The organism is Rhodococcus sp. NPDC059968, from assembly GCF_042738615.1.
Classification (GTDB): Bacteria; Actinomycetota; Actinomycetes; order Mycobacteriales; family Mycobacteriaceae; genus Rhodococcus_F.
This window is the reverse complement of the sequence record NZ_JBHWUE010000133.1, coordinates 1-22,717: the sequence shown is the minus strand read 5'-3', so window position 1 is coordinate 22,717 and position 22,717 is coordinate 1. Positions and strand designations below refer to the sequence as shown.

The window sequence follows — 22,717 nt, the reverse complement described above, 5'->3', positions numbered from 1 at the left end:
GACCGCAACCCGCGGTGGTCGCCCGCCACGATCGAGGAGGTCGACCCGGCGCGGGTCGACGCGTTCTTCACACCGCTCGGCGACCTCGAACTCGGGCTCACCCCACCCACGACAACCGGAGACAACCTGTGACCGACTACGACACCATCCTCCTCGACCGCAAGGGCCGGGTCGGGATCATCACCCTCAACCGCCCGAAAGCCCTCAACGCGTTGAACACCCAGCTTCTACGCGAACTCGTGACCGCCGTCGAAGAACTCGACTCCGACAGCGACATCGGGGCCATCCTCATCACCGGCTCCGACCGCGCGTTCGCCGCCGGCGCCGATATCAAGGAAATGCAAACCAAGTCGTACATGGACGTCTACCTGGACGACTTCTTCTCCATCGGCGACCGCATCGCCGCCGCACGCAAACCCATCATCGCCGCAGTAGCGGGATACGCCCTCGGCGGCGGATGCGAGTTGGCAATGATGTGCGACATCCTCCTCGCCGCGGACACCGCCAAGTTCGGTCAGCCCGAGATCAAGCTCGGCGTCATCCCCGGCATCGGCGGCTCGCAGCGACTGACCCGCGCCGTCGGTAAGGCAAAGGCGATGGAGCTGTGCCTGACCGGCCGCAGCATGGACGCCGAGGAAGCCGAACGCGCCGGACTCGTGTCCCGGATCGTCCCTGCCGCCGACCTGTTCGACGAAGCACTGCAGACGGCCACGACGGTCGCCGAGATGTCGCTGCCCGTCGCAATGATGGCGAAAGAAGCAGTCAACCGGGCATTCGAAACCACCCTCACCGAAGGGATCCGCTTCGAACGGCGAGTGTTCCACTCCACCTTCGCCACCGAGGACCAGAAGGAAGGCATGGCCGCGTTTGTGGAGAAGCGGGCACCTGCCTTCACGCACCACTAGTCGCCCCTCGGACGACATTGGCCCGCACCGTATCTACGTTGCGGGCCAATGTAGTTCACTCACTTTCTGTTTCAGTTCGAAATGAGCAGCTCCGCACATCTGGAGTGCACACAGGTCAGAATGAGTACGTATGATCCGCTGGACCCGGCAGTGGCCGGTGCTCCACCGATAACTCAGTGAAGCGATGCACTCGTAGTTGTCCCCGACGGGAACGGAGCTCTGGGGGACCCTAGCGGGCGGGACTGGGTCCAGAGCCGATCGCAAGTCTGCGTATCCCACCTACGCCGACCCCAGGGCGCAGGCCGTGCGGATAATTAGCAGTGAGTCTGCTAACTTGCTAACGTCCGACAAGAGAAGGAGCTCTTCATGACCACTCCGACGTCCAGCACAAAATCGACTGACACGAAGGTCGCCAATGGAAATTCCTCCCGCGCAACAGATGCCGGAAAGGGCAAGGATCAGAACGCGTTCGTAAGCATCGGGTTGAAGGTCGTCGGCACGACCAAGAAGGCCGGGAACCGGTCGCTTGATGCCTACGAAAAAGCTCTCGACAGTAGCCTCGAATACCACTCTGCAATCGCGGCGGTCACCAACGTCGAGTGGGTTTCGACGATTGCGGATGCGCAAGCGAAGCTGGCCCGCGAGATCAGCGCGGCGACAACCGCAGCGTCGCGAGAATTGCTGAAGTAGCCGCCAGGGCCCACGGCAGAGCGGTCACTGTGGGCCCTGGCCGCCGCCTCTCGAGCGAGAGTCCTCCGCGAGAACTCTATTTCCGTCTCCCGCCTGCAGGGCGACGCAGAGGTCTGCGCTTATCCGCGCTTACGCTCGGCCCTCGTCACCTTGCGGAACGTCTCGTACATCTCCACGAGGGCCTTGCGCTGGGAATTGGTGAGGTCGCCGTCCTGCCCTATCGCCCGAACGACGTCCGAAGACTCCTCCGGACGCGCTCGGACCTGCCCGAGCAAAACATCAGCCGAGGTCTGCAGGTGCTCCGCGATGGCGTCGAGAACTCTCTCGCTCGGCTCCCGGAGATTGCGTTCGATCTGCGAAAGGTAGGGGTTCGAGATCCCCACCATCGCGGCGAACTGCCGCATCGGAAGCTCGGCAAGTTCCCGCTGCTGCCTGATCAACTCACCTAACGTCGGTGACGGCTTCTTGTCGTCGGCCACCCTGCCAGGATAGACATGGCGGAACGCTACCCTTCGACCAGCACGTCCTAGGTGCTTCAGCCTGCGACTTCGTCACATCGGCGGAGGGATATGGAGGGTGTCAGCCCAGTGTGGCGGCCGATTGTTGCCGTCGATGCAGCGCCTTTCCGGTCTTCTTCAGGATGGTCAGGAGCTCGCCCGCCAGAGCGACGTGGTCGGCGCTGGCCGGCAGGGCCACGAAGACGTCCCGCGCAAGCGCCGGCTTCAACCGGCGGGCGCGAGTTCCCCGGCCGGGAACCAGGGCGAGCTCGGGAACGAATGCGACGGCAACACCGGAGGCGGCGAGCGCCTGTGCGACATCGTAGGACTCGGTCTGGAACGGCACCCATGGCACGAATCCGAAGTCTGCGGCTGCCGAGTTCAATTGTGTACGTGCGGGTCTGCCGGTGATACTGCACGCCCAGGCATCCTTCTCGAAGGCCTTCAAGTCCACCGCCTGTGAGGCCGGACCTTGCGCCTGAGGGTGATCGTCGGGGAGGACGACCCGAAGCGGATCGGTGAGAAGGTGCTCGAATCGAACTCCTTCGACCGCACTCGGGGTGCCGCTGTACGAGGCGGTGATTGCCATATCCAGCTCACCGTTGGTGATCAGTTCGATGCCTCCGTCGGTGGGCACGTCGACGACCGACAACTGTGCTTCGGGGTGTCGGTATCGCAGCGCCGTCAGTCCGTCCGGAAGCAACGCAACCGCCGCCGAGGGAAACGCGCCGAGACGGAGCCTGTTGGCGTGAGCGCCGAGGTAGTCCGCGACGGTTTCCTCCGCTCGGGACAGTTCGGCAGAGACGCGTTCGCTGTGCTCGGCCAGCAGGCTTCCGAGAGGGGTCAGCTTGGCACCTCGCGCGCCCCGTTCGACCAGCAGTGCGCCGAGGTCGCGTTCAAGCTTGGCGAGCTGCTGTGACACTGCGGGGGAAGTGATTCCGAGTGTTTCTGCTGCGCGTGCGAGGCTGCCCCCCTGCTTGACGGCCAGCAGGAGGGCCAACTGCGACGAGGTGAGGTTCATTAAGCAAACCTTAGCGCTGCAGCAGCTAGATCGCCATTCTGCTTATTCAATTTCGGCGAGACGATGGACGGCACCGAAACCCGCAGAAGGAGTACGCCCTGATGGCCAGTTCACCTCGCGCAACTCGCGCCGCCGACTCCCGCGCCTGGACGTCAGGTGTCCTCCAGTGACGACCTCCGTTCGATTCGACGTCCGTAGCAACGTCGCCTGGATCACCCTCGATGGCGTGGACACCCGCAACTCCCTCGATCGGAACAGCGCGCAAGCCCTGGTCGACGCTTGCGATGCCGTCGACGTTGACCCATCGGTGGGTGCTGTGGTGATCACCGGAGCCGGAAGCGCCTTCTGCTCGGGAGCCGACCGAGCCGCACTCGGGAATCTTGCAAGTGCACAGCCGCACGAGGCGTACGAGGCGCTCGACTCCCTCTACCGTGCGTTCCGCCGATTCGGTGAGGTGACTGTTCCGTCGATTGCCGCGATCAATGGTGCCGCGGTGGGAGCCGGACTCAATTTGGCGTTGTCGGCGGATGTGCGTCTTGCGGCCGAGGACGCGCTGCTGGTGCCGGGCTTCGCGGAGAACGGAATTCATCCTGGCGGTGGGCATTTCCACCTTCTCGAGCGGGCAGCCGGTCGCCAGGCCGCCGCCGCGCTAGGCGTGTTCGGGCACCGCTTGACCGGGGCGAGTGCCGCTGACACCGGACTGGTGTGGGACGCGGTTCCGGTGGCCGATCTCGAAGAGGCGGCCCAGCGCCTCGCCGAACCGGTCGCCCGCGATCCTGAACTCGCTCGGGCCTTGGCGAACAGTCTGCGGTTGACGACCACACCACCGCGCGCATGGCAGGCGGCAATCGAGGTCGAACGCGCCCGGCAGATGTGGTCGCTGTCGCGCCCCCGCTGACGGGCCCAAAAACACAGGAAGGACTGTGATGATCGGCAATCTCCCACGCCTTCTCCTCGAGCGCGCGTCCATCCGCCCCGACCTGATGGTCGGTGTGCTCGACGATCAGATCTCGTTGCGAGTCGCCCTCGAACTTGCCGCCGGTGGGGCCGCCGAGTTGCAGGCCCTGAACCTGTCCGCAGACGACCGCGTCGCAATCGTGGCGGAAAACTCGACGGACTACGTTCTGGCCTGGCTGAGTTGCTTGTTGGCAGGCGTGCCTGTCGCGCTGGTTGATTACACCTATCCTGTCGACCTACTTGACTGCATGCTCGACGTGCTCGACCCGAGCTTGGTGATCAGTGAGACCGCTGATATCACACAGTTTGCCGGTGCTCGCAGCTCAATGGCCGTCGGCGCCTTCCGCGACTCGCCTCGGCTCGATCCAGGCAACGCTCCCGGCGTCAACTCGGACCGGTACTCGACGGTATCGCTGATGCATGCATCCTGGTCCACGCCGGGTATCCCGAAGTTCGGCGCCCAGTCGCACGAGTACTTTCTCCGGCTGGGACGGGCGGTCGCGGACGCGATGACACTCACCGACCGCGATCGGCTACTCACTTCCCTGCCCCTCTCGCAGATCAATTCACTCGGGTACGGGCTCGTCGGCGCACTGACCGCGGGCGCGGACGCCTTGCTCGCGCGCACCAGTGCGGTCGACACGTTCTGGTCCGGGGCCATCGACCACGGCATCACCGCACTGACCCTGGATGCATCGCTGGTGAACAATCTCGCGCGCACCGCCACCGCGAAGGACTCGGCCGGCCACCGCGTGCGATCAATGTTCCCGGCCGACCGTGCGTTCATGCGGCGGTTCGGGGTTGTCCGGGCCGTGTCCGGATACGGTTCGACCGAGGCCGCCGGAGCGAGTCACCTGCGCTCGTGGTCCATCGACGACGACATCCCCACCGACGCCCACCGCCACGGCGGGTCTGGGCGAGAGGATATCGAATGGAAGTTGACGGACTCGGGTGAGATCGTGATCCGCGAATTCGCCCGTGGCACGTTGTTCACCGGTTACTTCACCTTTCCCGGCGTGACTTCGACACTCGACCAGAACGGCTGGTTCCACACCGGGGATCACGGGCGGCTCGACGAGGACGGTGGTCTGGTCACCGTCGACCATTCACATGGGTGAAAAGCCGCTCCGTTTCGCCCCACCCGCCACGAGTCAGTGCTACATCGAGTAGCCCCCAACATCCGAAGGAACCGAGATGTCCACGTCCCTGCACAGTCTCACCGATCACGAGCTCGACGCCGAGCTCATCCGGAACCGCGCCGAGTACGACATGTTGAAGGCGCGAGGACTGGCCCTCGACATCACTCGGGGCAAGCCCGCACCGGAACAGCTCGACCTTTCGGCCGCGATGCTTTCCCTCCCCGGCGACAACGACTATGTGATCGATGGAATCGACTGCCGCAACTACGGTGAACTGCCCGGACTCCCGTCGCTGCGCGCACTGTTCGGCGAGGTCCTCAATATCACCCCGGAGAGGTTGATTGCCGGTGGCACGTCGAGTCTGGAGACGATGTACGACGTACTCTCGTTTGCGTGGATCCACGGGGCATGTGACGTCGGCTCTCCGTGGTCTTCTGCTCCGGTGAAGTTTCTGTGCCCCGTACCCGGTTACGATCGGCATTTCGCTATCACCGAGTCGTTCGGTATCGAGCTGATTGCGGTCCCATTGCTCTCCGACGGTCCTGATGTCGACGCGATCCGGGAGTTGGTTGCCCGGGACCCGCAGATCAAGGGTATGTGGTGTGTCCCAATGTTTTCCAATCCCAGTGGGGTGACCTATTCCGAGCAGGTCACCAGCGACCTGCTGAGCATGCAGACCGCCGCACCGGACTTCCGCATCTTCTGGGACAACGCCTATGCGGTGCACGCCCTGGTCGGCGATGCCCCAGAGGTTCTCGATGTACTGGCCATCGCCGCACAGGCGGGCAATCCGGAGCGGCCGTTCGTCTTCGCGTCGACGTCGAAGATGACGATCGCCGGCGGCGGTGTGAGTTTCTTCGCCGGGTCCGGCGAGAACGTCGCGTGGTATCTGGGCCACCTCTCGCAGAAGCGGGTCGGACAGGACAAGGTCAACCAACTTCGGCATGTCCGGTTCTTCGGCGATGTGAACGGTGTTCGTACGCACATGCGCAAGCACCAACAGATTCTCGCCCCGAAGTTCGAACTCGTCACCGCCATCCTTCGCCGCGAGGTCGGCGATTCGGACATCGCGTCGTGGACGGAGCCGTGCGGAGGCTACTTCGTCAACCTCGAAGTGCTGCCTGGCACGGCCAAGCGGGTGGTGGCGCTGGCGAAGGATGCCGGTATCGCGCTGACACCGGCCGGTTCTGCATTCCCGTCCGGCAATGATCCTCGGGACAGCCATATCCGATTGGCACCGAGTTTGCCGTCCGAGGACGAGTTGCAGTTGGCGATCGACGGCCTGTGCACTTGCATCCGGATGGCGGCAGCCGAAGTCGTCCACCGCGATCGCGCCGCCGGTGTCCACCGCTCGTCGGTGTCGGTGTAGCCGACACCGATCGTCACCGGTGTGAACGCCGCTACGCGAAAAAACTCTCCCGGATAGGGAGATCCAGCTACCGCGGCAACACGGGGGAACGGCCGGAAGTATTAAGCAAAGTTAACGCTCGGCAATCGAGAACATCGTTCCGTTGACGGGGCGTAGACCGGATCATGGTGCATACGCGCCAGGACGAATCAGTGTCAGGCAGCCTCACCATCAAGTGCCACAGGAGATGTCAGGTGAATCTCGAAGGACTCGAACACGACCGTCAGCTCAGGGTCTGCGCTGAACTCGGTGCCTTGGCATCCGCACCGGGTGGCCACCAAGATTACGTCGATGCGCTCTTCCGTCACGAGCCTCGTGGCGAGCTCGCCGAATGGACCGACACCGCCCTCGCCGGCCGCGCCTATGAGTACCTGAACTTCGCTCGGATCCGGGCCGATGGAGCGGCACTGGTGCAGTGCGAGGCCGGAACCAACCACGCGCGTCTTCTGGTGGTCAACACCGACCTTCCCTTCCTGGTCGACTCTGTCGCGATGGTCATTCGACGACACGGCAGCGTTTCCGCTCTTCGGCACGTCACTCTGGCCGTGCGCCGCGACACCGACGGCGTGCTCGCCCCGGACGGTATAACCCGGCCCCGCCAGGACGATCAAGACGGCGACGATCCCCTGGTCGAGTCCTGGATGGAGATCACGTTCCAGCCGTCCGGAGGAAGCGAAACCAATTCACCCGAGTTTACTGCGATGATCGAGAGTGCGATTCGCAGCACCCTCGCCGACGTCACGGTCGCGGTGACCGATCAGACCGACATGGAAGGTGTCGCCCGCCAGGCAGCACTGTCCTTGAAGTCCGATGCGACCGAGAATCAACTCGAGAGCGCCTACGAGGCAAGCGAGCTTCTGCACTGGATGTGCGCCGAGAACTTCACGTTCCTCGGTTACTGCTCCTACCGCCTGGTGAAGGCAACGGAGTCGGGAACGGCTACCCTCGAACCACTTCCGGAGACCGGACTGGGAATCCTTCGACCCCATCACCACGAACACCGCCACCACACCCTCGATCCGCTGACCACGACTCGCGCGTTCGGCCCGAATGTGTTGATGGTGTCGGCGGCCGGCACCCGCAGCACGGTGCGGCGCGACGCCCCGTTGGACTACGTGGGAATCAAGATCGTCGATTCCGACGGGGTCACGGTCGGCGAGCACCGCTTCCTCGGTCTGTTCGAGAACACCCTCGACACGTCGGATATGCGGACGATCCCGGTCGTCAACCGAACTGCCGGAAGTACTCTGGCGATGCTCGAGCGCGATCCGCGCTCGCGAGAAGGTCTCGAGCTGCTCGACATTCTCCAGGACTACCCGCGGCGGGAGATTCTGCAGAGCACCGCCGAGGAGCTTGCTCCGACAGTTCTCGCGGTGCTGCATCTGCAACGGCATCCTCGTGTGCGAGCGTTCATTCGCCAGGACACCTACGGCCGGGCCATCTCGATTCTGCTGTATGTCCCCCAGGACCGGTTCTCACCTGCTCTTCGACGGGCAGTGGTGGCGGCGGTCTCGCAGTTCCTGGGCGGCGCCGCAGTAGATCACAACACACGAATCGGGGAAACCGCGCTGGTGCGTGTTCACGTCACCGCCTGGCCGAACACCGGGGACGAGCGCATCGATGTCGCGGAGTTGTCGCGCGTGGTGGTCGAAGCGGCCCGGTCGTGGACCGAGAAACTCGACGATCTCCTCTCCGATGCGTCGACGTCGGTTCACAACGACTTCATCCTCGTGTCAGTGCCTCTGAGCTATCAGGAGCGGTTCTCGCCCGCCGAAGCAGTCGCCCACTTGTCGGCGCTCTCCGAACTGACGCAGGATCCGTACCGACGGCTGCAGCTGACGATCACCCCACCCGAGAACGCAACCTCGGACCTGATCTCGGCCATCGCGGTCACCACCGAGCCGATGGTCCTCGCTTCGGCACTGCCGATCTTCGGGCACCTGGGATACGAACTCGCAGCAGAACATCCACACACGCTGACCAGTACCGACGGGCAACTCGCCTACGTATACGAGTTCATCCTCCGCTCGCGCTATCGCCAGCACCGCCTGGACGCGCCCACAGCGGCGCGGACCGCCGAGGCGTTCGAGGCGAGCTACAGCGGGCACACCGATGCGGACGCACTGCAGGCGCTCGTCACCACCGCGGCCATGGAGTGGCGCCAGGTCCTGGTCCTGCGCGCCTATGCCGCATATCTGCGGCAGAGCGGCTGGACCTTCTCCTCGGAGTTCGTCAATTCCGTGATCGCCGGCCACCCGAAGATCGCCGCTGCCCTGTGGACGCTGTTTCGCGCGCGGTTCGATCCGGCGCTTGCTGACGGCGAACGCAACCACAACGAACTGGTCGCGGAGATCGAAGGCGCAATCGACGAGGTTCAGGGAATCGAACCCGACCTGATCCTCCGAACCTTGCTCGACACCGTGCTCGCCACCTTGCGAACGAACGCGTTCCGGCGACTGTTCGCGCACACCGACGGACCAGTCGACACGATCTCGAGCTTCAAGCTCGATCCCCGCACGATTCGTGGCCTTCCCACTCCGGTACCGCAACTGGAGACGTGGGTGTTCGCCCGCAATGTCATGGGCACCCACCTGCGATTCGGGCACATTGCGCGCGGCGGCATCCGGTGGACCGACCGGGTCGAGGATTTCCGCACCGAGGTGCTCGGTCTGGTGCGTGCGCAGATGGTGAAGAACGCTGTCATCGTCCCCACCGGAGCCAAGGGCGCTTTCCTTCCGCGGCTGCTGCACACCGGCGCCGACCGAGCCCAGAAGCTCGAGATCGCGCGGACCGCATACAGCACGTTCGTCGAGGGACTGCTCGATCTGATCGACAACTTCACCAAGGACGAGTCCGGCACCTACCGCCTCGACCCGGCACCGCATACGGTGCGACACGACGGTGACGACACCTACCTGGTCCTCGCCGCCGACAAGGGCACCGCGCAGTTCTCCGACGTCGCCAACGCAATCGCCACCGGCCGCGGGTACTGGCTCGGGGACGCCTTCGCCTCGGGTGGGTCCAACGGATACGACCACAAGCAGATGGGTATCACCGCGCGCGGTGCCTGGGAATCGGTGCGCCAGCACCTTTTCGAGGTCGGCATCGACTCCGACACCGACCCGGTCACCGCGGTCGGGATCGGGGACATGAGCGGGGATGTCTTCGGGAACGGACTGCTGCGGTCCCGCTCGGTGCGCTTGGTCGCCGCCTTCGACCACCGGCACATCTTCCTCGATCCCCAGCCCGAGTCGGGCACGGCGTTCGAGGAACGGCAGCGGCTCTACGATCTGCCCGGCTCCTCCTGGGCCGACTACTCTCCCGACCTCATCAGCTCCGGAGGCGGCGTCTTCCCCCGCTCGGCGAAGCGTGTCACCCTCGCCCCGCAGGCCCGAGTCGCACTGGGACTGGACGAAGCACGGGCACACTACACACCGAATGAGCTGGTGCGGGCGATCCTGGCGGCACCGGTCGATCTGCTGTTCAACGGTGGGATCGGCACCTACGTACGCGCGAGTTCGGAAACCGACTCCGAGGTCGGCGACAGCGCGAACGACGCCGTCCGCATCACCGGGTGTGAGGTACGTGCCCGCGTGGTCGGTGAAGGCGGCAACCTCGGACTCACCCCGCTCGGACGGCGCGAGGCGGCGCTGCACGGTGTCCGGTTGAACACCGATGCGATCGACAACGTCGCCGGGGTCGATACCTCCGACCACGAGGTCAACATCAAGATCGCGCTCGACGATGCCGTCGCCGCCGGCCTCCTGGGCCAGGACAAACGCAACGTTCTGCTGCAATCGCTGACCGACGACATCGCCGACCGCGTTCTCGACCACAACCGCGCACAGAACACCATGCTTTCGGTGGCCCGTGCCGAGGCCGCGGAGATGGCGCCGGTGCATCGCCGGATGCTGACGGGACTCGAACGGAAGGGTTTGCTGTCCCGGGAGGTGGAGTCGCTTCCGAGTGACGCCGAGCTCGAACAGCGCATCACCCAGGGCGGGGTGTTGACCTCTCCCGAACTCGGCACCCTGCTGGCCTACGTGAAGTTGGAGATGAAATCTGCGGTCCTGGCGTCCGGGATCACCTCGGAGTCGTGGGCCGAGCATTTCCGCACCGAGTACTTCCCCGCCGATGTTGTCGCCGTGTGCGGTGATCGTCTGGGGGCGCACCCGTTGGCGAAGGAGATCACCGCCACCGCGATCACCAATCGCCTTGTCGACGACAACGGCATCACCTTCGTCTTCCGGATGCAGGAGGAAACCGGGGCGTCGGTAAGCGCGATCATCCGGGCGTGGGAGGTCGTCCGCCGCGCTATCGGTCAGCGCGACTATCTGTCCAGCATTGCCGAGCTGGACCCGTCGGTCACGGCGGACACCCGCGTCCGGATGCAGCTGAGCCATCGACGACTTGTCGAGCGCTCGGTGCGCTGGCTCCTGGCGAGCCGGCGGCAGACCATCGATGTGACCGGTGAAACTGCCCGCCTCACTCCCCTCGTCGAGTCGCTGCGCTGCTCCCTGGCGGATTTCCTCGTCGGCGCCGACCGGGCCGCAGTCGATGCCAAGCATCAGCGGTACCTCGACGACCGGAACGTCCCCGGACCCCTGGCCCGCAGATCGGCGAGCCTGTTCCAGGAGTTCTCGCTGTTCCCGATCAGCGAAACTGCACTGCGCACCGGCACAGATCCGGAAGGAGCGGCGCGCACCTACTTCCAGGTCGCCGAGAGGTTCCGCCTCGATCGGCTTCTGCGCCGGGTGGCGGCCCTGCGTCGAGTCGACAACTGGGACGCGATGTCCCGGGCCGCGCTGCGCGATGATCTCTACTTCGCGGTCAGCGACGCGACGCGGCGCCTGATCACTGACTCTGACCCGCGGCAGCCGCAGCCCGGTCAGGTCGGGGACCTTCCCTCCGAATGGCTCGACAACGTGCTGGACTCTGCCCTCGATCCGGCGCGCGAACCCGAGTTGGCGGTTCTGCTCGTTGCGACCAACGCCCTGCGTTCGTTCGCGGAGAACCTCGCCTGACGGCATCGATGAACCCGACACACATTCGTCACACCCGAATCGGAGTGAATCCTCAATGCCCGCTACAACAGTGTCCGTTCACGATCTACCCGACCTCGCGGGTGCAGACCTCGGCGTCAGCCCATGGCGCGAAGTGTCCCAATCCGACATCGCAGGGTTCGCCGCGCTGACCGGTGACGAACAGTGGATTCACACCGACGCTTCACGTGCGAAGGTGGGCCCGTTCGGAACCACCATCGCACACGGGTATCTGACTCTGTCCCTTGTTGTTCCACTGCTCGCCGAACTCCTCGACCTCACCAACGTGAGGATGGTCGTCAATTACGGGCTCAACCGGGTGCGGTTCCCGTCGGCGGTCCCGGCCGGTGCGCGCATCCGCCTGGCCGCGACCGTCACCGAGGTGACTCGGATCGGCGACGACTGCTATGAGCTCGTCATCCTCGGCAAGCTCGAATGCGAGCGCGCCACCAAACCCGCAGCTGTCGTCGAGCTGATCTACCGCGCATACGAGTAAGAACTTCACCAGAGGGGGAATACGTCAGTTGTCGATCCTGAAAGCCATCCCATCGTGGACACCGCCGCGTGATCTCGGGGCGCTGAGAATCACCACCTCCGATGTCGACCCTGCAGCGTTCCTGCGCTCACTCGGAGCAGCAGGCGTCGGCGCGCTGAAGCACCCCAGTGGAACCGCTGCCGCGCATTGTCGGCTCCTACTCGGCTCCGGCAGTGCGCTGCGTACTGCCGCCGGCCGGGCGATCGGCCGAGACAATCCGGGACCGATAGTGCCCAAGCCCGGTGACAAGCGGTTCTCCGACAATGCGTATCGGGAGAACGCCGCCTACTTTTACCTGGCACAGCAGTACCTGCTTCTCGAACACCTGGTCAACGAGCTCATCGACGGCGCCGAATTGAATGAGGACACCGCGGTCAAAGCGCGGTTTGCCGCCCGGTTCATTCTGGATGCCCTCAGCCCCACCAACACCCTCCCCGGTAACCCGGCAGCGATCCGCAAGGCTTTCGACACCGGTGGGCTCAGTCTCGTGCGTGGTCTTCGGAACTTTCTGCACGATCTCCGGCACAACGGAGGGTGGCCGTCGCAGGTCGATCGGTCACAGTTCGCGGTGGGCGTCGATCTCGGCGCCACACCCGGATCCGTTGTCTACCGCAGCGATCTGATCGAGCTCATCCAGTACTCGCCGCAAACCCCCGATGTGTACGCGACCCCACTGCTGTTCTGCCCGCCGTGGATCAACAAGTTCTACATCATGGACCTGGCACCGGGAAAGAGCCTGATCGAATGGGCGGTTCAGCACGGCCACACCTGTTTCGCCATCAGCTACCGCAACCCGGATGCATCGATGAGTGGCCTCGGGTTCCGCGACTACCTCTTCGACGGCCCGCTCGACGCGATCCGAGTCGTCCGCGAGATCACCGGCGCGGAGACGGTCAACACTGTATCCATCTGCCTGGGTGGCACCCTGACGGCGTTGGGTCTGGCGTACAACGCAGCCCAGGACGATCCGTCCATCGGATCCGCGACCTTCATCAATACTCACACCGACTTCACCGAGCCGGGAGTGCTCGGCGCGTTCACCGATGAGGACACGATTGCGGCGTTGGAGAAGCAGATGGCCCGGAAGGGGTATCTCGATTCGTCGCAGATGGCACGCACCTTCAGCACCCTGCGCGCCAATGACCTGATCTTCCAGTTCGTGATCAACAACTGGTTGCTCGGCAACAAGCCTCCCGCGTTCGACCTGCTCGCCTGGAATGCCGATTCCACCCGCATGCCCGCACGCATGCACGGGGAGTATCTACGCTCGTGCTACCTGCGTAACGAGTTCTCGCGGGGCGAGTTCGAGATCAACGGGGAGCTCCTCGATCCCTCGCGGGTGGACATCGACAGCTACATCGTGGCGGCGGTCGACGACCATGTCGTGCCGTGGACGTCGAGCTACAAGACCACCCACTTGCTCGGCGGGGACAGCCGGTTCGTTCTGAGCACGTCCGGGCACATCGCCGGAATCGTCAACCCGCCGAGCCCGAAGGCCAAGCACTGGGTGAATGAGGTCCTCAGCGCCGATCCCCACGACTGGAAGGCCGCCGCCGAGCTGCGGGACGGCACGTGGTGGCTGGACTGGGCGACGTGGCTCGCCGACCGAGCCGGCGCGAAGCGTCCGGCACCTCCGAGCCTGGGCAGCCCCACATATCCGCCGCTCGACGACGCACCCGGCGTCTACGTGCAGGAGGAGGCGTGACAGTGGCGAACACGGAGCCGACCTCGACCACATTCGAGGTGCCGACTCGCCACGGACAGCAGGTTGCGGTGCACGTGAGCGGATCCGGAAACCCGGTGGTTCTGCTCAACGGTCTTGCGCGACCGATGGCGAGCTGGTCGGACTTCACCCCCGTGCTGGGCGAGCGGATGGTCGTATCCTTCGACTTCCCCGGCGTCGGCGCGTCGAAAACTCCGAAGCTGCCGTTGTCGATGCAGGCACTGTCGGACGTCGTCGCCGACGTACTCGACGCAGTGGACGTCGCACGGGCCGATGTCGTCGGCTTCTCGCACGGCGGCGCAATCGCCCAGCAGTTCGCCTTCAGCTCACCCGAGCGAGTCCGCAGACTGGCCTTGCTGTCCACCTCCTGCGGTAGCGGGGCAACACCAGGGTCCGGAAAAGCGCTGTGGACCAGCGCTATCGGTCCACACCGTTCTCGTCGTTGGGGGCTGGCACGTACGGTTGGTGCGCTCTGGCAGGTCGCAGCAGTAGCGAACTGGTCGAGTATCCCCCTTCTCGGATCGATCTCGGCGCCGACGCTGGTGGTGTCCGGTGAGTACGACCGGATCGTGCCACCGACGAACAGTCAGCTGCTTGCCGCGCGGATACCGAACGCGGTGTTATCCGTCGTTCCGGCGGGACACGACCTGCAACGCCCGGATGTCGCTAACCCAGTCGCCATGCGGATGTTGCGATTTCTCGATGGGCCCGTCCCCGAGGACATGGCGGTAGATGACGACGCCGGCCTCAGCCCGTGTTTGTGAGCCCCACAGATTGCACGGAAACTACCGAAGGAGTTCAGTTGTCCTTGCTACATTTCGACGAACGCGTAGCCATCGTGACCGGAGCCGGCAACGGTCTGGGCCGATCGCACGCCCTCGAACTCGCGCGCCGGGGTGCGCGGGTGGTGGTCAATGACCTGGGTGGCTCGCTACATGGTGACGGACAGTCGACGGACGCGGCGCAGGCCGTCGTCGACGAGATTACCGCGTTCGGCGGTACGGCCGTCGCCAACCGTGACAGCGTCGCCACGGAAGAGAGCGGTCGCGCGATCGTCCAGACGGCGCTCGATGAGTTCGGCCGGCTGGACGTTCTGGTCAACAATGCAGGTATTCTTCGGGACAAGGCCTTTCACAAGATGGACGGTTCGATGATCGATGCCGTCATCGACGTTCATCTGAAGGGAACGCTGTTCGTCACTCAACCCGCCTTCCGCGCCATGCGGGAGGCGGGCTACGGCCGAATCGTCAACACCAGCTCGGCCTCCGGCCTGTTCGGAAATTTCGGGCAGGCGAACTACGGCGCCGCGAAGGCCGGGATCGCAGGTCTCACCCGCGTTCTCGCGCTCGAAGGGGCGGCCTACGGGATCACCGCGAACGCAATCGCGCCGATTGCCGCCACCCGTATGACCGCGGGGCTGCTGGGCGATCTGACAGCACGCGCGACGCCGGAAGGCGTCAGCCCAGTGGTTTCCTTCCTCGCCCACGAGGACTGCCCCGTCTCCGGTGCCGTGTACTCGGTCGCCGGCGGCCGGGTTGCAAAGATCTTCGTCGGCGAAACCTCGGGGGCAATCCTGGAGGAGCTGACGGCGGAAGCGGTCCGTGACCAGCTCTCCGAAATCGAAGATCAGAGTGCATATCACGAGCCCACGTCCTTGGACATGGCCACAGCGATCATTGCCCGCGCGCTCAGCTGACGAACGTGTGCGGGCAGCGACCACGTCGCTGCCCGCACGTGCTTCCGAGCTCGACTCCCGCCGGCGAACCTCGTCGAGTTCGAATCTGCCTGTCAGTCCTGATGGTTCCTCCGGCGGCGCTCGATCATCTGATGCGAGACGAACCGCTCGAGCTCCTGGAGGGTTTCCGGATGGAGCGTGCGCCGGACCGGCCCCTCGAGCGCCTCGGCGAGACGATCCACATACCGACTGGGGGTCATCCCGAACTCGACCCAGAGGTGTTCGTTCACGATGGTGCCGAAAGGTAGCCACGTCAACGCGAACTCGACGAGGGCGCGCTCCTCGCGGCAGACGGTGGCAATACCTCGACGACGGCCGAGATGGGTGATCGGCCGTCGAGTCGTTGCCGGTCGTTGATCATTTCTCATGTCAGATCCTTCGGAAGAGTGCGGCGAGGGCCTGGCCGCCGCCGATGCACATGGTGACGATGCCGAGTTCGAGGTCGCGGCGCACCAGGTCCTTCGCCAGGCGCAGGCTCAGGATCGTCCCGGTCGCCCCGACCGGATGCCCCAGCGCGATCGCACCGCCGTACGGGTTGGTCTTGTCCGGGTTCAGCTTCGCGTCCCGGATCACCGCAACCGCCTGCGACGCGAACGCCTCGTTCAGCTCGATCACGTCGATGTCGCCGGGGGTGGTGCCGGTCTGCTCGAACAGGTTCGCCAACGCCAGCACGGGGGCGTACCCCATCAGGGCCGGGTCCATCGCCGCCGTCGCGACCGCCTCGAGCGTGACCAGCCCGGTCAGGCCCTTCTCCTGCGCGGCGGACTGGGTGGCCAGGACCAGGGCCGCGGCGCCGTCGTTGATCCCGGACGCGTTGCCCGCGGTCACCGACCCGCCCTCCTCGAACGCCGGCCGCAGCTTCGCGAGGGTCTCGAGGGTGGTGTCGGGCTTGGGGTGCTCGTCGACGTCGATCGTCTTCGGGCGGCGGCCCCCGATCTGCACCGGGGTGATCTCCTCGGCGAACGCCGCCCGCGCGGCCTCGGAGGCGGCGCGGCGCTGGGATTCGACGGCGAACTCGTCCTGCTGCCGGCGGCTCACGTCGTATGTGCGGGCGACGGCCTCGGCGGTGCGGCCCATGTGCACCCCGCCGAACGGGTCGGTCAGGATCGCGACCGTGCCATCCACGAGTTTGCGGTCGCCGAGCTTGTAGCCGGAGCGGGCGGAGAAGTCGTAGAACGGCATCCGCGACATGTTCTCGTCGCCGCCGGCGAGGGCGAAGTTCACCCCACCCCAGCGCATCTGCTGCGCCGCCGACCACACCGCCTGCAGACCGGACCCGCACAGCCGGTTGACGGTGTACGCCGGCGTCTTCTCCGGAAGTCCCGCGGCCAGGGCCACGCGGCGGGCGTTGTAGGCGTCCGGTCCGACCTGACCGATGCAGCCCATCACCACCTCGTCGATGTCCTCACCCGGCACCCCGGCACGCCCCAGCGCCGCCTTCGCGGCGGTGGCACCCAGCTCGTGGGCGGGCACGTCCTTGAACGCACCACCGAAGCTGCCGATCGGGGTCCTCGCGCCGTCGACTACCACGATCGGTTCAGGAGAATTCATGACGTGCCTTTCAGGTTGTACTGCCGGGCGGCAGCTGCGGTCGGCGGGGCCTGTATCAACGTCGAAGGGGGCGGCACTGGTCGGCGCCGCCCCCTTCGAAGAATCACACCGGGACGACGTCGTCTTCGAGGTGATTTTCCCGCACTTCGTCGGTCTGGAAGCCGGAGGCAACCGACCAGTAGTAGCCTGCGAGGCCTGCGACCGTCACCGGGATGAGGTCCCAGCCTTCCCCGAAGACGGGGTGGTCGAGCGGCCCGTAGCTTCCATAGAAGGACAGGAAGAGCACGGCCATCAACAACGTGACGAACCAGGTCGATCGGGAAACATGAACGCGGCCAACGGTGTTACTCATCAGGTAGAGGACAATCCCGCCGACGGCGAGCACTGCCGTGCAGGCTGCCAGATAGGCGGGGGTATCCCAGGCTCCCTCTCGCTGGCCGCCGCTGACCGTCATGAACCATCCACCCTGCCAGCTCACGAAGCCCCACGCCGCGAGGAATACCGCGGACCAGCTGTACGCGCGAGCGCGGGTGATCCAGCCCTGTCGTACGGCGATGTATGCGACGTATGCCGGGGTACCAGCGAAGACCACGATGGCCAGGTTGAGGACGGTCGAGAAGCCGGCGACGTACACCAGGATCAGGGTTGCCACGAAGCTGGCGGGCGCCCAGAATCCGGCATTTCGGAGGCGGAAGGGACGAGGCAGGTCAGGGGCGGTGCGGCGGAGAACCATCATGCTGGAGCTGCCGACGAGGTAGCTCAGCAGCAGTGCCACCGACACGATGGAGACGAGGCGGTACCAGCTCGGCAGCGGGAGCAGGAACAGGCAGGACACGGCGAAGGAGACGAGCAGCGACATCCACGGCACGGCGAATCGGTTCAGTCGCTGCAACAGCGACGGTGCCATGTCGTGCTCGGACAGTGCGTAGGTCGACCGGGTGGCACTACCGAGGAACACCCACCCGGTTGCGGCCGGGGAGACGATCGCGTCGATCAGGAGCAGTGTGCCGAATCCGCCGAATCCGGCGGCGATGAGGGCCTGGAACAGTGGTGCCGATGCCCAGTCACTCGACAGCAGCGATCCCCATTGGCCCGGTGCCAGGCCGGCGGCGGTCCAGTCGAGTGCTCCGATGAACGCAACCTGGAGCAGCACGTAGACGACCATCGGGATGAGGATGGATGCGGCGATGGCGATGGGGATGTTGCGCTGTGGGTTCTTGCATTCGCCGCCGAAGTCGAGCACCTGGCGGAAGCCGAGGTAGGCGAAGGCGATACCGGTGGCGGGGATGGCGTGGAGGACGCCGTCGAATCCCATGGCGAAGAATCCGGTCTCGGTGAAGTTGGAGCTGCGGAACGCGGTGAACAGCAGGATGAAGGTCAGCGTCGGGATCGCGATCTTCCACAACGTGATCCAACGGTTCGCTTCACTGAGCATTTTGATGCCGAAGATGTTGAGGACGGTGAAGACTGCGAGGATGGCGACACCGGCGAGGATTCCCCTCGGCCAGGTCAGGATCTCGAGGCCGTCGACCTCGTGCATCAATCCGAGCTCGGGCCAGTTGCTGCTGACATAGGTCAGCACTGCCTGCGCCTCGAGGGTGGTGACCGCGACGGTGGCGATCCAGTACGCGCCGCCGACCAGCCAGCCGGTCATCATGCCGTGCGACAGGCTCGGGTACCGGACCGGTCCGCCCGAGCGGGGGAGCATGGCGCCCAGTTCCATCCAGGGCATCGCGATGACACCGAAAAGTAGAGCCGCGAGTACCCAGGACAAGACTGCGGCCGGTCCTGCGGCCCCCGCGGCGGACAGAACGGCGAACAACCACCCGGAGCCGATCTGCGCACTCACACCGAGGAAGATCAAGTTGGTCAGGGACATCGAGCGCGTCAATTTCTCCGACGACGCTCCCGGGGCGGCGATGCCACCCGATGGTGCGGATGAAAGTGCCATGAGTTTCCTGTTTCGTGATCAGCGGCGCCGGCAGTTTCTTCGGCACATGAGCGCTGAGGGGAGGGAGGGGGTGCCCTGCATCCGGTTCGGATTCGAAATCCGAAGCGCCGGAGGAGGACAGATCGAAGATTACAGGGCATTGGTGACGGAGAACACAGTCACCTGAGAGCGTTCATCGTGGGTGATGGCAGTGAGTGCATTCGCTTATCACCGGAGTCGGAAGTGTTCTCGACCTGGACATCTGCCGGACCGAAAGGGCGCGGACAGAAGGGGATCTGGGGGTCTTGCCACGTCGCGGACGGGCAGCCTGGAGCGGGGGAGATTACTCCCAGGCCAGAGGAAGGCAGCGAGTGCGCCATTGAACTTGCCGCCTCCCCCTGGCTTTTCGGGGTTGGGCGCGGCGATGACGCGGTGCATTGTTGCACGCACCATTCGCCGTGTCCGATTCTCGATGCGGCCGTCGGCAGGACCGAGCCCTGGCCGGTGACCCGGAGGGTACGGGCGGGAAGCCGTACCCCTACGCCGGTCAGAAGACCAGCGACACCGAATTCTCGATGGCACCGGTCTGGAATCGGGCCAGGGACAGCTCGGACAGGTCGATGCTGGTGATGGTCCCGGTGGTGACCTGCTCGGTGACGAGCCGACCGATCTCCGGTGCCTGGATCAGGCCGTGCCCGGAGAAGCCACATGCGTTGATCCACTGTGGTTCTCGCGGGTCGGCGCCGACGATGCCGTCGTGGTCGGGGGTGTTCTCGTAAGTGCCCGCCCAGCAGGCACGGCGATCGAGTGGCAGCTCCACCAGCCAGGGGAAGCGGTCGGCGGCCAGCGCCAGCAACTCCTCCATCCAGGGCCAGTCGATCGCGGTGTTGTATCCGTCGACCTCGGTGGGCTTGGCGCCGGCGAAGAGCAGCCGTTGTCCTTCGCTGCGCATGTACACACCCGTCGCCAGGTCCACCGTCATGGGCACGTACGAATCGAGGGCGCCCTCGGCGGTGGCGTAGACGTTGCGACGGGAATGCACCACGGGCACGTCGAGCCCTGCGAGACCAGCGACTTCGCCCGCCCAACCGCCCGCGGCGTTGATCACATGGCGGGCAGTAACCGTGCGGTCGCCCGCCGAGACGGTCCACAGCTCGCCGACCTTGTCGATCCCGTCCACCGATGCCTTGAAGAAGACGTCGGCGCCCTTGCCGCGAGCGAGGGCGAGAAATGCGTTCGTCGCACCGTGCGGGTCGATCTGCCCATCTGCAGTTCCCCAGGTGGCCCCGCCGATTCCGGCCGGGTCGAAGGGGGTGATCTTCTGGGCCCGGTCGACGTCGAGGACCTCGACCGGAACACCGTGGGCGCGTTGGAGCTCGACAGCTTGGAGCTGACGTTCCCAGATCGCTTCCGGCACCAGGAACAGGTACCCGTTGGGCTGGTACCCGATGTCGATGCCGTACCGGTCCTGAAAGTCGCGATAGAAGCGGATGCTGCGCCAGGACAGCTCGGTGTTGAGGCCGTCGGCCCACTGCGCACGGACCGAGGCGAACGACAACCCGGTGCTGCCCTCGGCGGCACCGGCCTTTGCCTCGAGCACGGCAACCTCAAGCCCCTGCTGGGCCAGGTGGTGTGCACAGCTGGCACCGATGATGCCGGCTCCGACGACCACGACGTCGTACACGGTTGGATTGGTCATGACGTTTCCTGTCGTGGATCGGACGTTACTTCTCGAGGTGGGGGTAGCGGTAGTCCGTCACCCTCAGGTGGTTTTCCTTCGTGGTCCGCGGGCTGGCGAAACGAATCAGGTTCCACACCGTGCCGGCCTTGTCGTTGGTGCCCGACGCGCGCGCACCGCCGAACGGCTGCTGGCCGACGACGGAGCCGGTGGGCTTGTCGTTGACGTAGAAGTTGCCCGCCGTGTACCGCAGGGCGGCATCGGCCTCTTCGACCGCGCGGCGATCCTCGGCGAACACGGCGCCGGTGAGGCCGTACGGCGTCGAGGTGTCGACCAGACGTAGTACGTCGTTCCAGTCGGAGTCCTCGTACACATAGGTCGTCAGAACCGGGGCGAAGATTTCCTCGGTGATCAGCGGCGAGCGCGGGTCAGTGACCTCCAGGATGGTGGGGTCGACGAACCAGCCGACGGTGTCGTCGGTGTTACCGCCGACGACCACAGCCTTCTCGGCGCGAGCCCGCGCGAGGATCTCGGTGTGCTTGGCATGCTGGCGACCGTTGATGACGGCGCCGACGTAGACCTCGGGGTCGGTGGGGTCGCCGACCTTGATCTGTTCGGTCAGCGCAACGAGCCGATCTTTCAGGCGCGGCCAGAGGCTGCGCGGCACGTAGACGCGGGAGGCAGCCGAACACTTCTGGCCCTGGAACTCGTAGGCGCCGCGGATGCAAGCGACAGCGAGGGCCTCGAGATCGGCGCTCGGGTGGGCCAGGATGAAGTCCTTACCACCGGTCTCACCCACCACGCGCGGGTAGTTGCGGTACGTTCCGACGTTCTTGCCGACCTCCTGCCACATGTGCTGGAAAGTCCCGGTGGAACCGGTGAAGTGGACGGCGGCGAGGTGTTCGTTGCCGAGGGCGGTGGGGCCCACGTCGCTGCCGGTGCCGTAGACGACATTGATGACACCGTCCGGCAGACCGGCTTCACGCAGCAACTGCAGAGACAGGTGGGCGACGAGCGAGGCGCTCTCGGCCGGCTTCCACACCACGGTGTTGCCCAACACTGCGGGCCCGAACGCAAGGTTGTTCATGCACGTGAAGTTGAACGGGGTGACCGCGAAGACGAAGCCCTCCAGCGGCCGGTACTCGATTCGGTTCCACGCACCGGCCTGCGAGCCGGGCTGCGTCTCGTACATGTCGAGCATGTTCTTGACATTCACGCGAATGAAATCGACTGTCTCACAAGCGGCGTCGATGTCAGCCTGGTAGGTGGTCTTGGACAGTTCGAGCATCGTCGCGGCGTTGAGCTTGGCCCGCCACGGGCCGTGCTCGAGCATGTCGGCTGCCTTGAGGAAGGGGGCGACCCGCTCCTCCCAGGGCAGGGTGCCCCACCACCGGGCCGCCTCGAGCGAGGCGTCGATCGCGGCCTGGGTCTCGGACGGGCCGGCCAGGTCGAGCTCACCGAGCCTCTGCGAGTGGTTGTGCGGCGCCTGGATGGCCATGGTGCGGCCGGTGCGGACCTCCTTGCCGGCGATGTTGCTCGTGACCTGGAAGTCGGTGTTGCGGATCTCGTCGAGCGCGGCGGCGATCTCTGCGCGCTCGGTCGAGTCGGCAGCGAAGTCGTAGGGATCGGTGGGGCCGATGGGAAAGAGGCCGGTACGGCCGGCGGAAATGTTCATCAATCGTCTCCAGAGCGGGTGGTCGATGGTCTGACCAACGGTCCCACAGTGGTGCGAGTGAGTCAATGCACAGCACTTAACGGTTTGTTACGGCGGCCACTAAGGACCTGTGACAAAATAATGTCGCTTTAGCTGATTTCGGGCGTTACCGTTGAGCTATGACGGATGTGGCGGACTCGGTGGCGCGGCGGTATGCCGTGATGCGCCCGCATTTGACGGAGTTTCAGCGGC

At 65.2% G+C, this 22,717-nt stretch carries 17 protein-coding genes and 1 pseudogene; 11 read left to right on the top strand and 7 right to left on the bottom strand.

Annotation, left to right across the window (positions count from 1 at the left end):
* The 3 genes and pseudogenes from ACFWAY_RS48095 to ACFWAY_RS48085 all read left to right on the top strand — a co-directional run.
* Positions 1-132, top strand: a pseudogene (locus ACFWAY_RS48095) (enoyl-CoA hydratase/isomerase family protein); the annotation flags it as partial.
* Positions 129-905: an enoyl-CoA hydratase gene (locus tag ACFWAY_RS48090; protein WP_378515708.1), complete on the top strand. Its 777-nt coding sequence runs from the start codon at positions 129-131 to the stop codon at positions 903-905. The pseudogene ACFWAY_RS48095 and the gene ACFWAY_RS48090, both read left to right, overlap by 4 nt.
* Before the next feature lie 366 nt (positions 906-1,271).
* Positions 1,272-1,595 carry a hypothetical protein gene (locus tag ACFWAY_RS48085; protein WP_378515707.1) on the top strand — a complete coding sequence of 108 codons (324 nt, stop codon included), beginning with the start codon at positions 1,272-1,274 and terminating at the stop codon, positions 1,593-1,595.
* Between the two features lie 119 nt (positions 1,596-1,714).
* Here ACFWAY_RS48085 and ACFWAY_RS48080 read toward each other — a convergent pair whose 3' ends face one another.
* Entirely contained in the window at positions 1,715-2,074 is a 360-nt protein-coding gene (locus ACFWAY_RS48080; RefSeq protein WP_378515706.1) for a helix-turn-helix domain-containing protein, read from the bottom strand.
* 100 nt (positions 2,075-2,174) lie between these two features.
* A complete protein-coding gene (locus ACFWAY_RS48075) occupies positions 2,175-3,113 on the bottom strand; it encodes a LysR family transcriptional regulator (protein ID WP_378515704.1) in 939 nt (312 codons plus the stop codon).
* Positions 3,114-3,279: 166 nt separating this feature from the next.
* Here ACFWAY_RS48075 and ACFWAY_RS48070 point away from each other — a divergent pair, with 166 nt between their 5' ends.
* The 8 genes from ACFWAY_RS48070 (at position 3,280) to ACFWAY_RS48035 (ending at position 15,613) form a co-directional block, all read left to right on the top strand.
* The gene (locus ACFWAY_RS48070) at positions 3,280-4,011 is read left to right on the top strand and encodes an enoyl-CoA hydratase-related protein (RefSeq protein ID WP_378515702.1); all 732 of its coding nucleotides are present in this window, start codon (positions 3,280-3,282) and stop codon (positions 4,009-4,011) included.
* A gap of 28 nt (positions 4,012-4,039) precedes the next feature.
* Positions 4,040-5,188 (top strand): AMP-binding protein, encoded by a 1,149-nt coding sequence (locus ACFWAY_RS48065; protein ID WP_378515700.1) that lies wholly within the window; start codon positions 4,040-4,042, stop codon positions 5,186-5,188.
* A 76-nt stretch (positions 5,189-5,264) separates the two neighbouring features.
* On the top strand, positions 5,265-6,578 hold the full coding sequence (locus tag ACFWAY_RS48060; RefSeq protein ID WP_378515699.1) for an aminotransferase: 1,314 nt from the start codon (positions 5,265-5,267) through the stop codon (positions 6,576-6,578).
* Positions 6,579-6,811: 233 nt separating this feature from the next.
* Positions 6,812-11,641, top strand: coding sequence for an NAD-glutamate dehydrogenase (locus ACFWAY_RS48055; RefSeq protein ID WP_378515697.1), 4,830 nt, complete (start codon positions 6,812-6,814; stop codon positions 11,639-11,641).
* A 55-nt stretch (positions 11,642-11,696) separates the two neighbouring features.
* Entirely contained in the window at positions 11,697-12,155 is a 459-nt protein-coding gene (locus tag ACFWAY_RS48050; protein ID WP_378515695.1) for a MaoC family dehydratase, read from the top strand.
* Between the two features lie 28 nt (positions 12,156-12,183).
* Positions 12,184-13,899, top strand: coding sequence for a PHA/PHB synthase family protein (locus ACFWAY_RS48045; RefSeq protein ID WP_378515693.1), 1,716 nt, complete (start codon positions 12,184-12,186; stop codon positions 13,897-13,899).
* Entirely contained in the window at positions 13,896-14,681 is a 786-nt protein-coding gene (locus ACFWAY_RS48040; protein ID WP_378515691.1) for an alpha/beta fold hydrolase, read from the top strand. Before ACFWAY_RS48045 ends, ACFWAY_RS48040 begins: the two co-directional genes overlap by 4 nt.
* A 38-nt stretch (positions 14,682-14,719) precedes the next feature.
* Positions 14,720-15,613, top strand: a complete 894-nt coding sequence (locus ACFWAY_RS48035; protein ID WP_378515690.1) for an SDR family NAD(P)-dependent oxidoreductase — start codon at positions 14,720-14,722, stop codon at positions 15,611-15,613.
* A 92-nt stretch (positions 15,614-15,705) separates the two neighbouring features.
* Here the strand turns inward: ACFWAY_RS48035 and ACFWAY_RS48030 are convergent, their stop codons facing one another.
* The 5 genes from ACFWAY_RS48030 to pruA all read right to left on the bottom strand — a co-directional run bounded on the left by ACFWAY_RS48030 (position 15,706) and on the right by pruA (position 22,486).
* Positions 15,706-16,020 (bottom strand): hypothetical protein, encoded by a 315-nt coding sequence (locus ACFWAY_RS48030; protein WP_378515689.1) that lies wholly within the window; start codon positions 16,018-16,020, stop codon positions 15,706-15,708.
* A gap of 1 nt (position 16,021) precedes the next feature.
* Positions 16,022-17,203: a thiolase family protein gene (locus tag ACFWAY_RS48025; RefSeq protein ID WP_378515688.1), complete on the bottom strand. Its 1,182-nt coding sequence runs from the start codon at positions 17,201-17,203 to the stop codon at positions 16,022-16,024.
* 103 nt (positions 17,204-17,306) lie between these two features.
* A complete protein-coding gene (locus tag ACFWAY_RS48020) occupies positions 17,307-19,154 on the bottom strand; it encodes an APC family permease (RefSeq protein ID WP_378515686.1) in 1,848 nt (615 codons plus the stop codon).
* Between the two features lie 526 nt (positions 19,155-19,680).
* Positions 19,681-20,832 carry an NAD(P)/FAD-dependent oxidoreductase gene (locus ACFWAY_RS48015; protein WP_378515685.1) on the bottom strand — a complete coding sequence of 384 codons (1,152 nt, stop codon included), beginning with the start codon at positions 20,830-20,832 and terminating at the stop codon, positions 19,681-19,683.
* Positions 20,833-20,857: 25 nt separating this feature from the next.
* Positions 20,858-22,486: an L-glutamate gamma-semialdehyde dehydrogenase gene (gene pruA, locus ACFWAY_RS48010; RefSeq protein ID WP_378515684.1), complete on the bottom strand. Its 1,629-nt coding sequence runs from the start codon at positions 22,484-22,486 to the stop codon at positions 20,858-20,860.
* Between the last annotated feature and the right edge of the window lie 231 nt (positions 22,487-22,717).

Excerpts from the sequence above, each read along its gene's own strand:
- ACFWAY_RS48025 (WP_378515688.1), bottom strand. The coding sequence starts at position 17,203 with ATGAATTCTCCTGAACCGATCGTGGTAGTCGACGGCGCGAGGACCCCG.
- ACFWAY_RS48015 (WP_378515685.1), bottom strand. The coding sequence starts at position 20,832 with ATGACCAATCCAACCGTGTACGACGTCGTGGTCGTCGGAGCCGGCATC.
- ACFWAY_RS48060 (WP_378515699.1), top strand. The coding sequence starts at position 5,265 with ATGTCCACGTCCCTGCACAGTCTCACCGATCACGAGCTCGACGCCGAG.
- ACFWAY_RS48085 (WP_378515707.1), top strand. The coding sequence starts at position 1,272 with ATGACCACTCCGACGTCCAGCACAAAATCGACTGACACGAAGGTCGCC.
- ACFWAY_RS48030 (WP_378515689.1), bottom strand. The coding sequence starts at position 16,020 with ATGAGAAATGATCAACGACCGGCAACGACTCGACGGCCGATCACCCAT.
- pruA (WP_378515684.1), bottom strand. The coding sequence starts at position 22,486 with ATGAACATTTCCGCCGGCCGTACCGGCCTCTTTCCCATCGGCCCCACC.
- ACFWAY_RS48065 (WP_378515700.1), top strand. The coding sequence starts at position 4,040 with ATGATCGGCAATCTCCCACGCCTTCTCCTCGAGCGCGCGTCCATCCGC.
- ACFWAY_RS48075 (WP_378515704.1), bottom strand. The coding sequence starts at position 3,113 with ATGAACCTCACCTCGTCGCAGTTGGCCCTCCTGCTGGCCGTCAAGCAG.
- ACFWAY_RS48050 (WP_378515695.1), top strand. The coding sequence starts at position 11,697 with ATGCCCGCTACAACAGTGTCCGTTCACGATCTACCCGACCTCGCGGGT.
- ACFWAY_RS48020 (WP_378515686.1), bottom strand. The coding sequence starts at position 19,154 with ATGGCACTTTCATCCGCACCATCGGGTGGCATCGCCGCCCCGGGAGCG.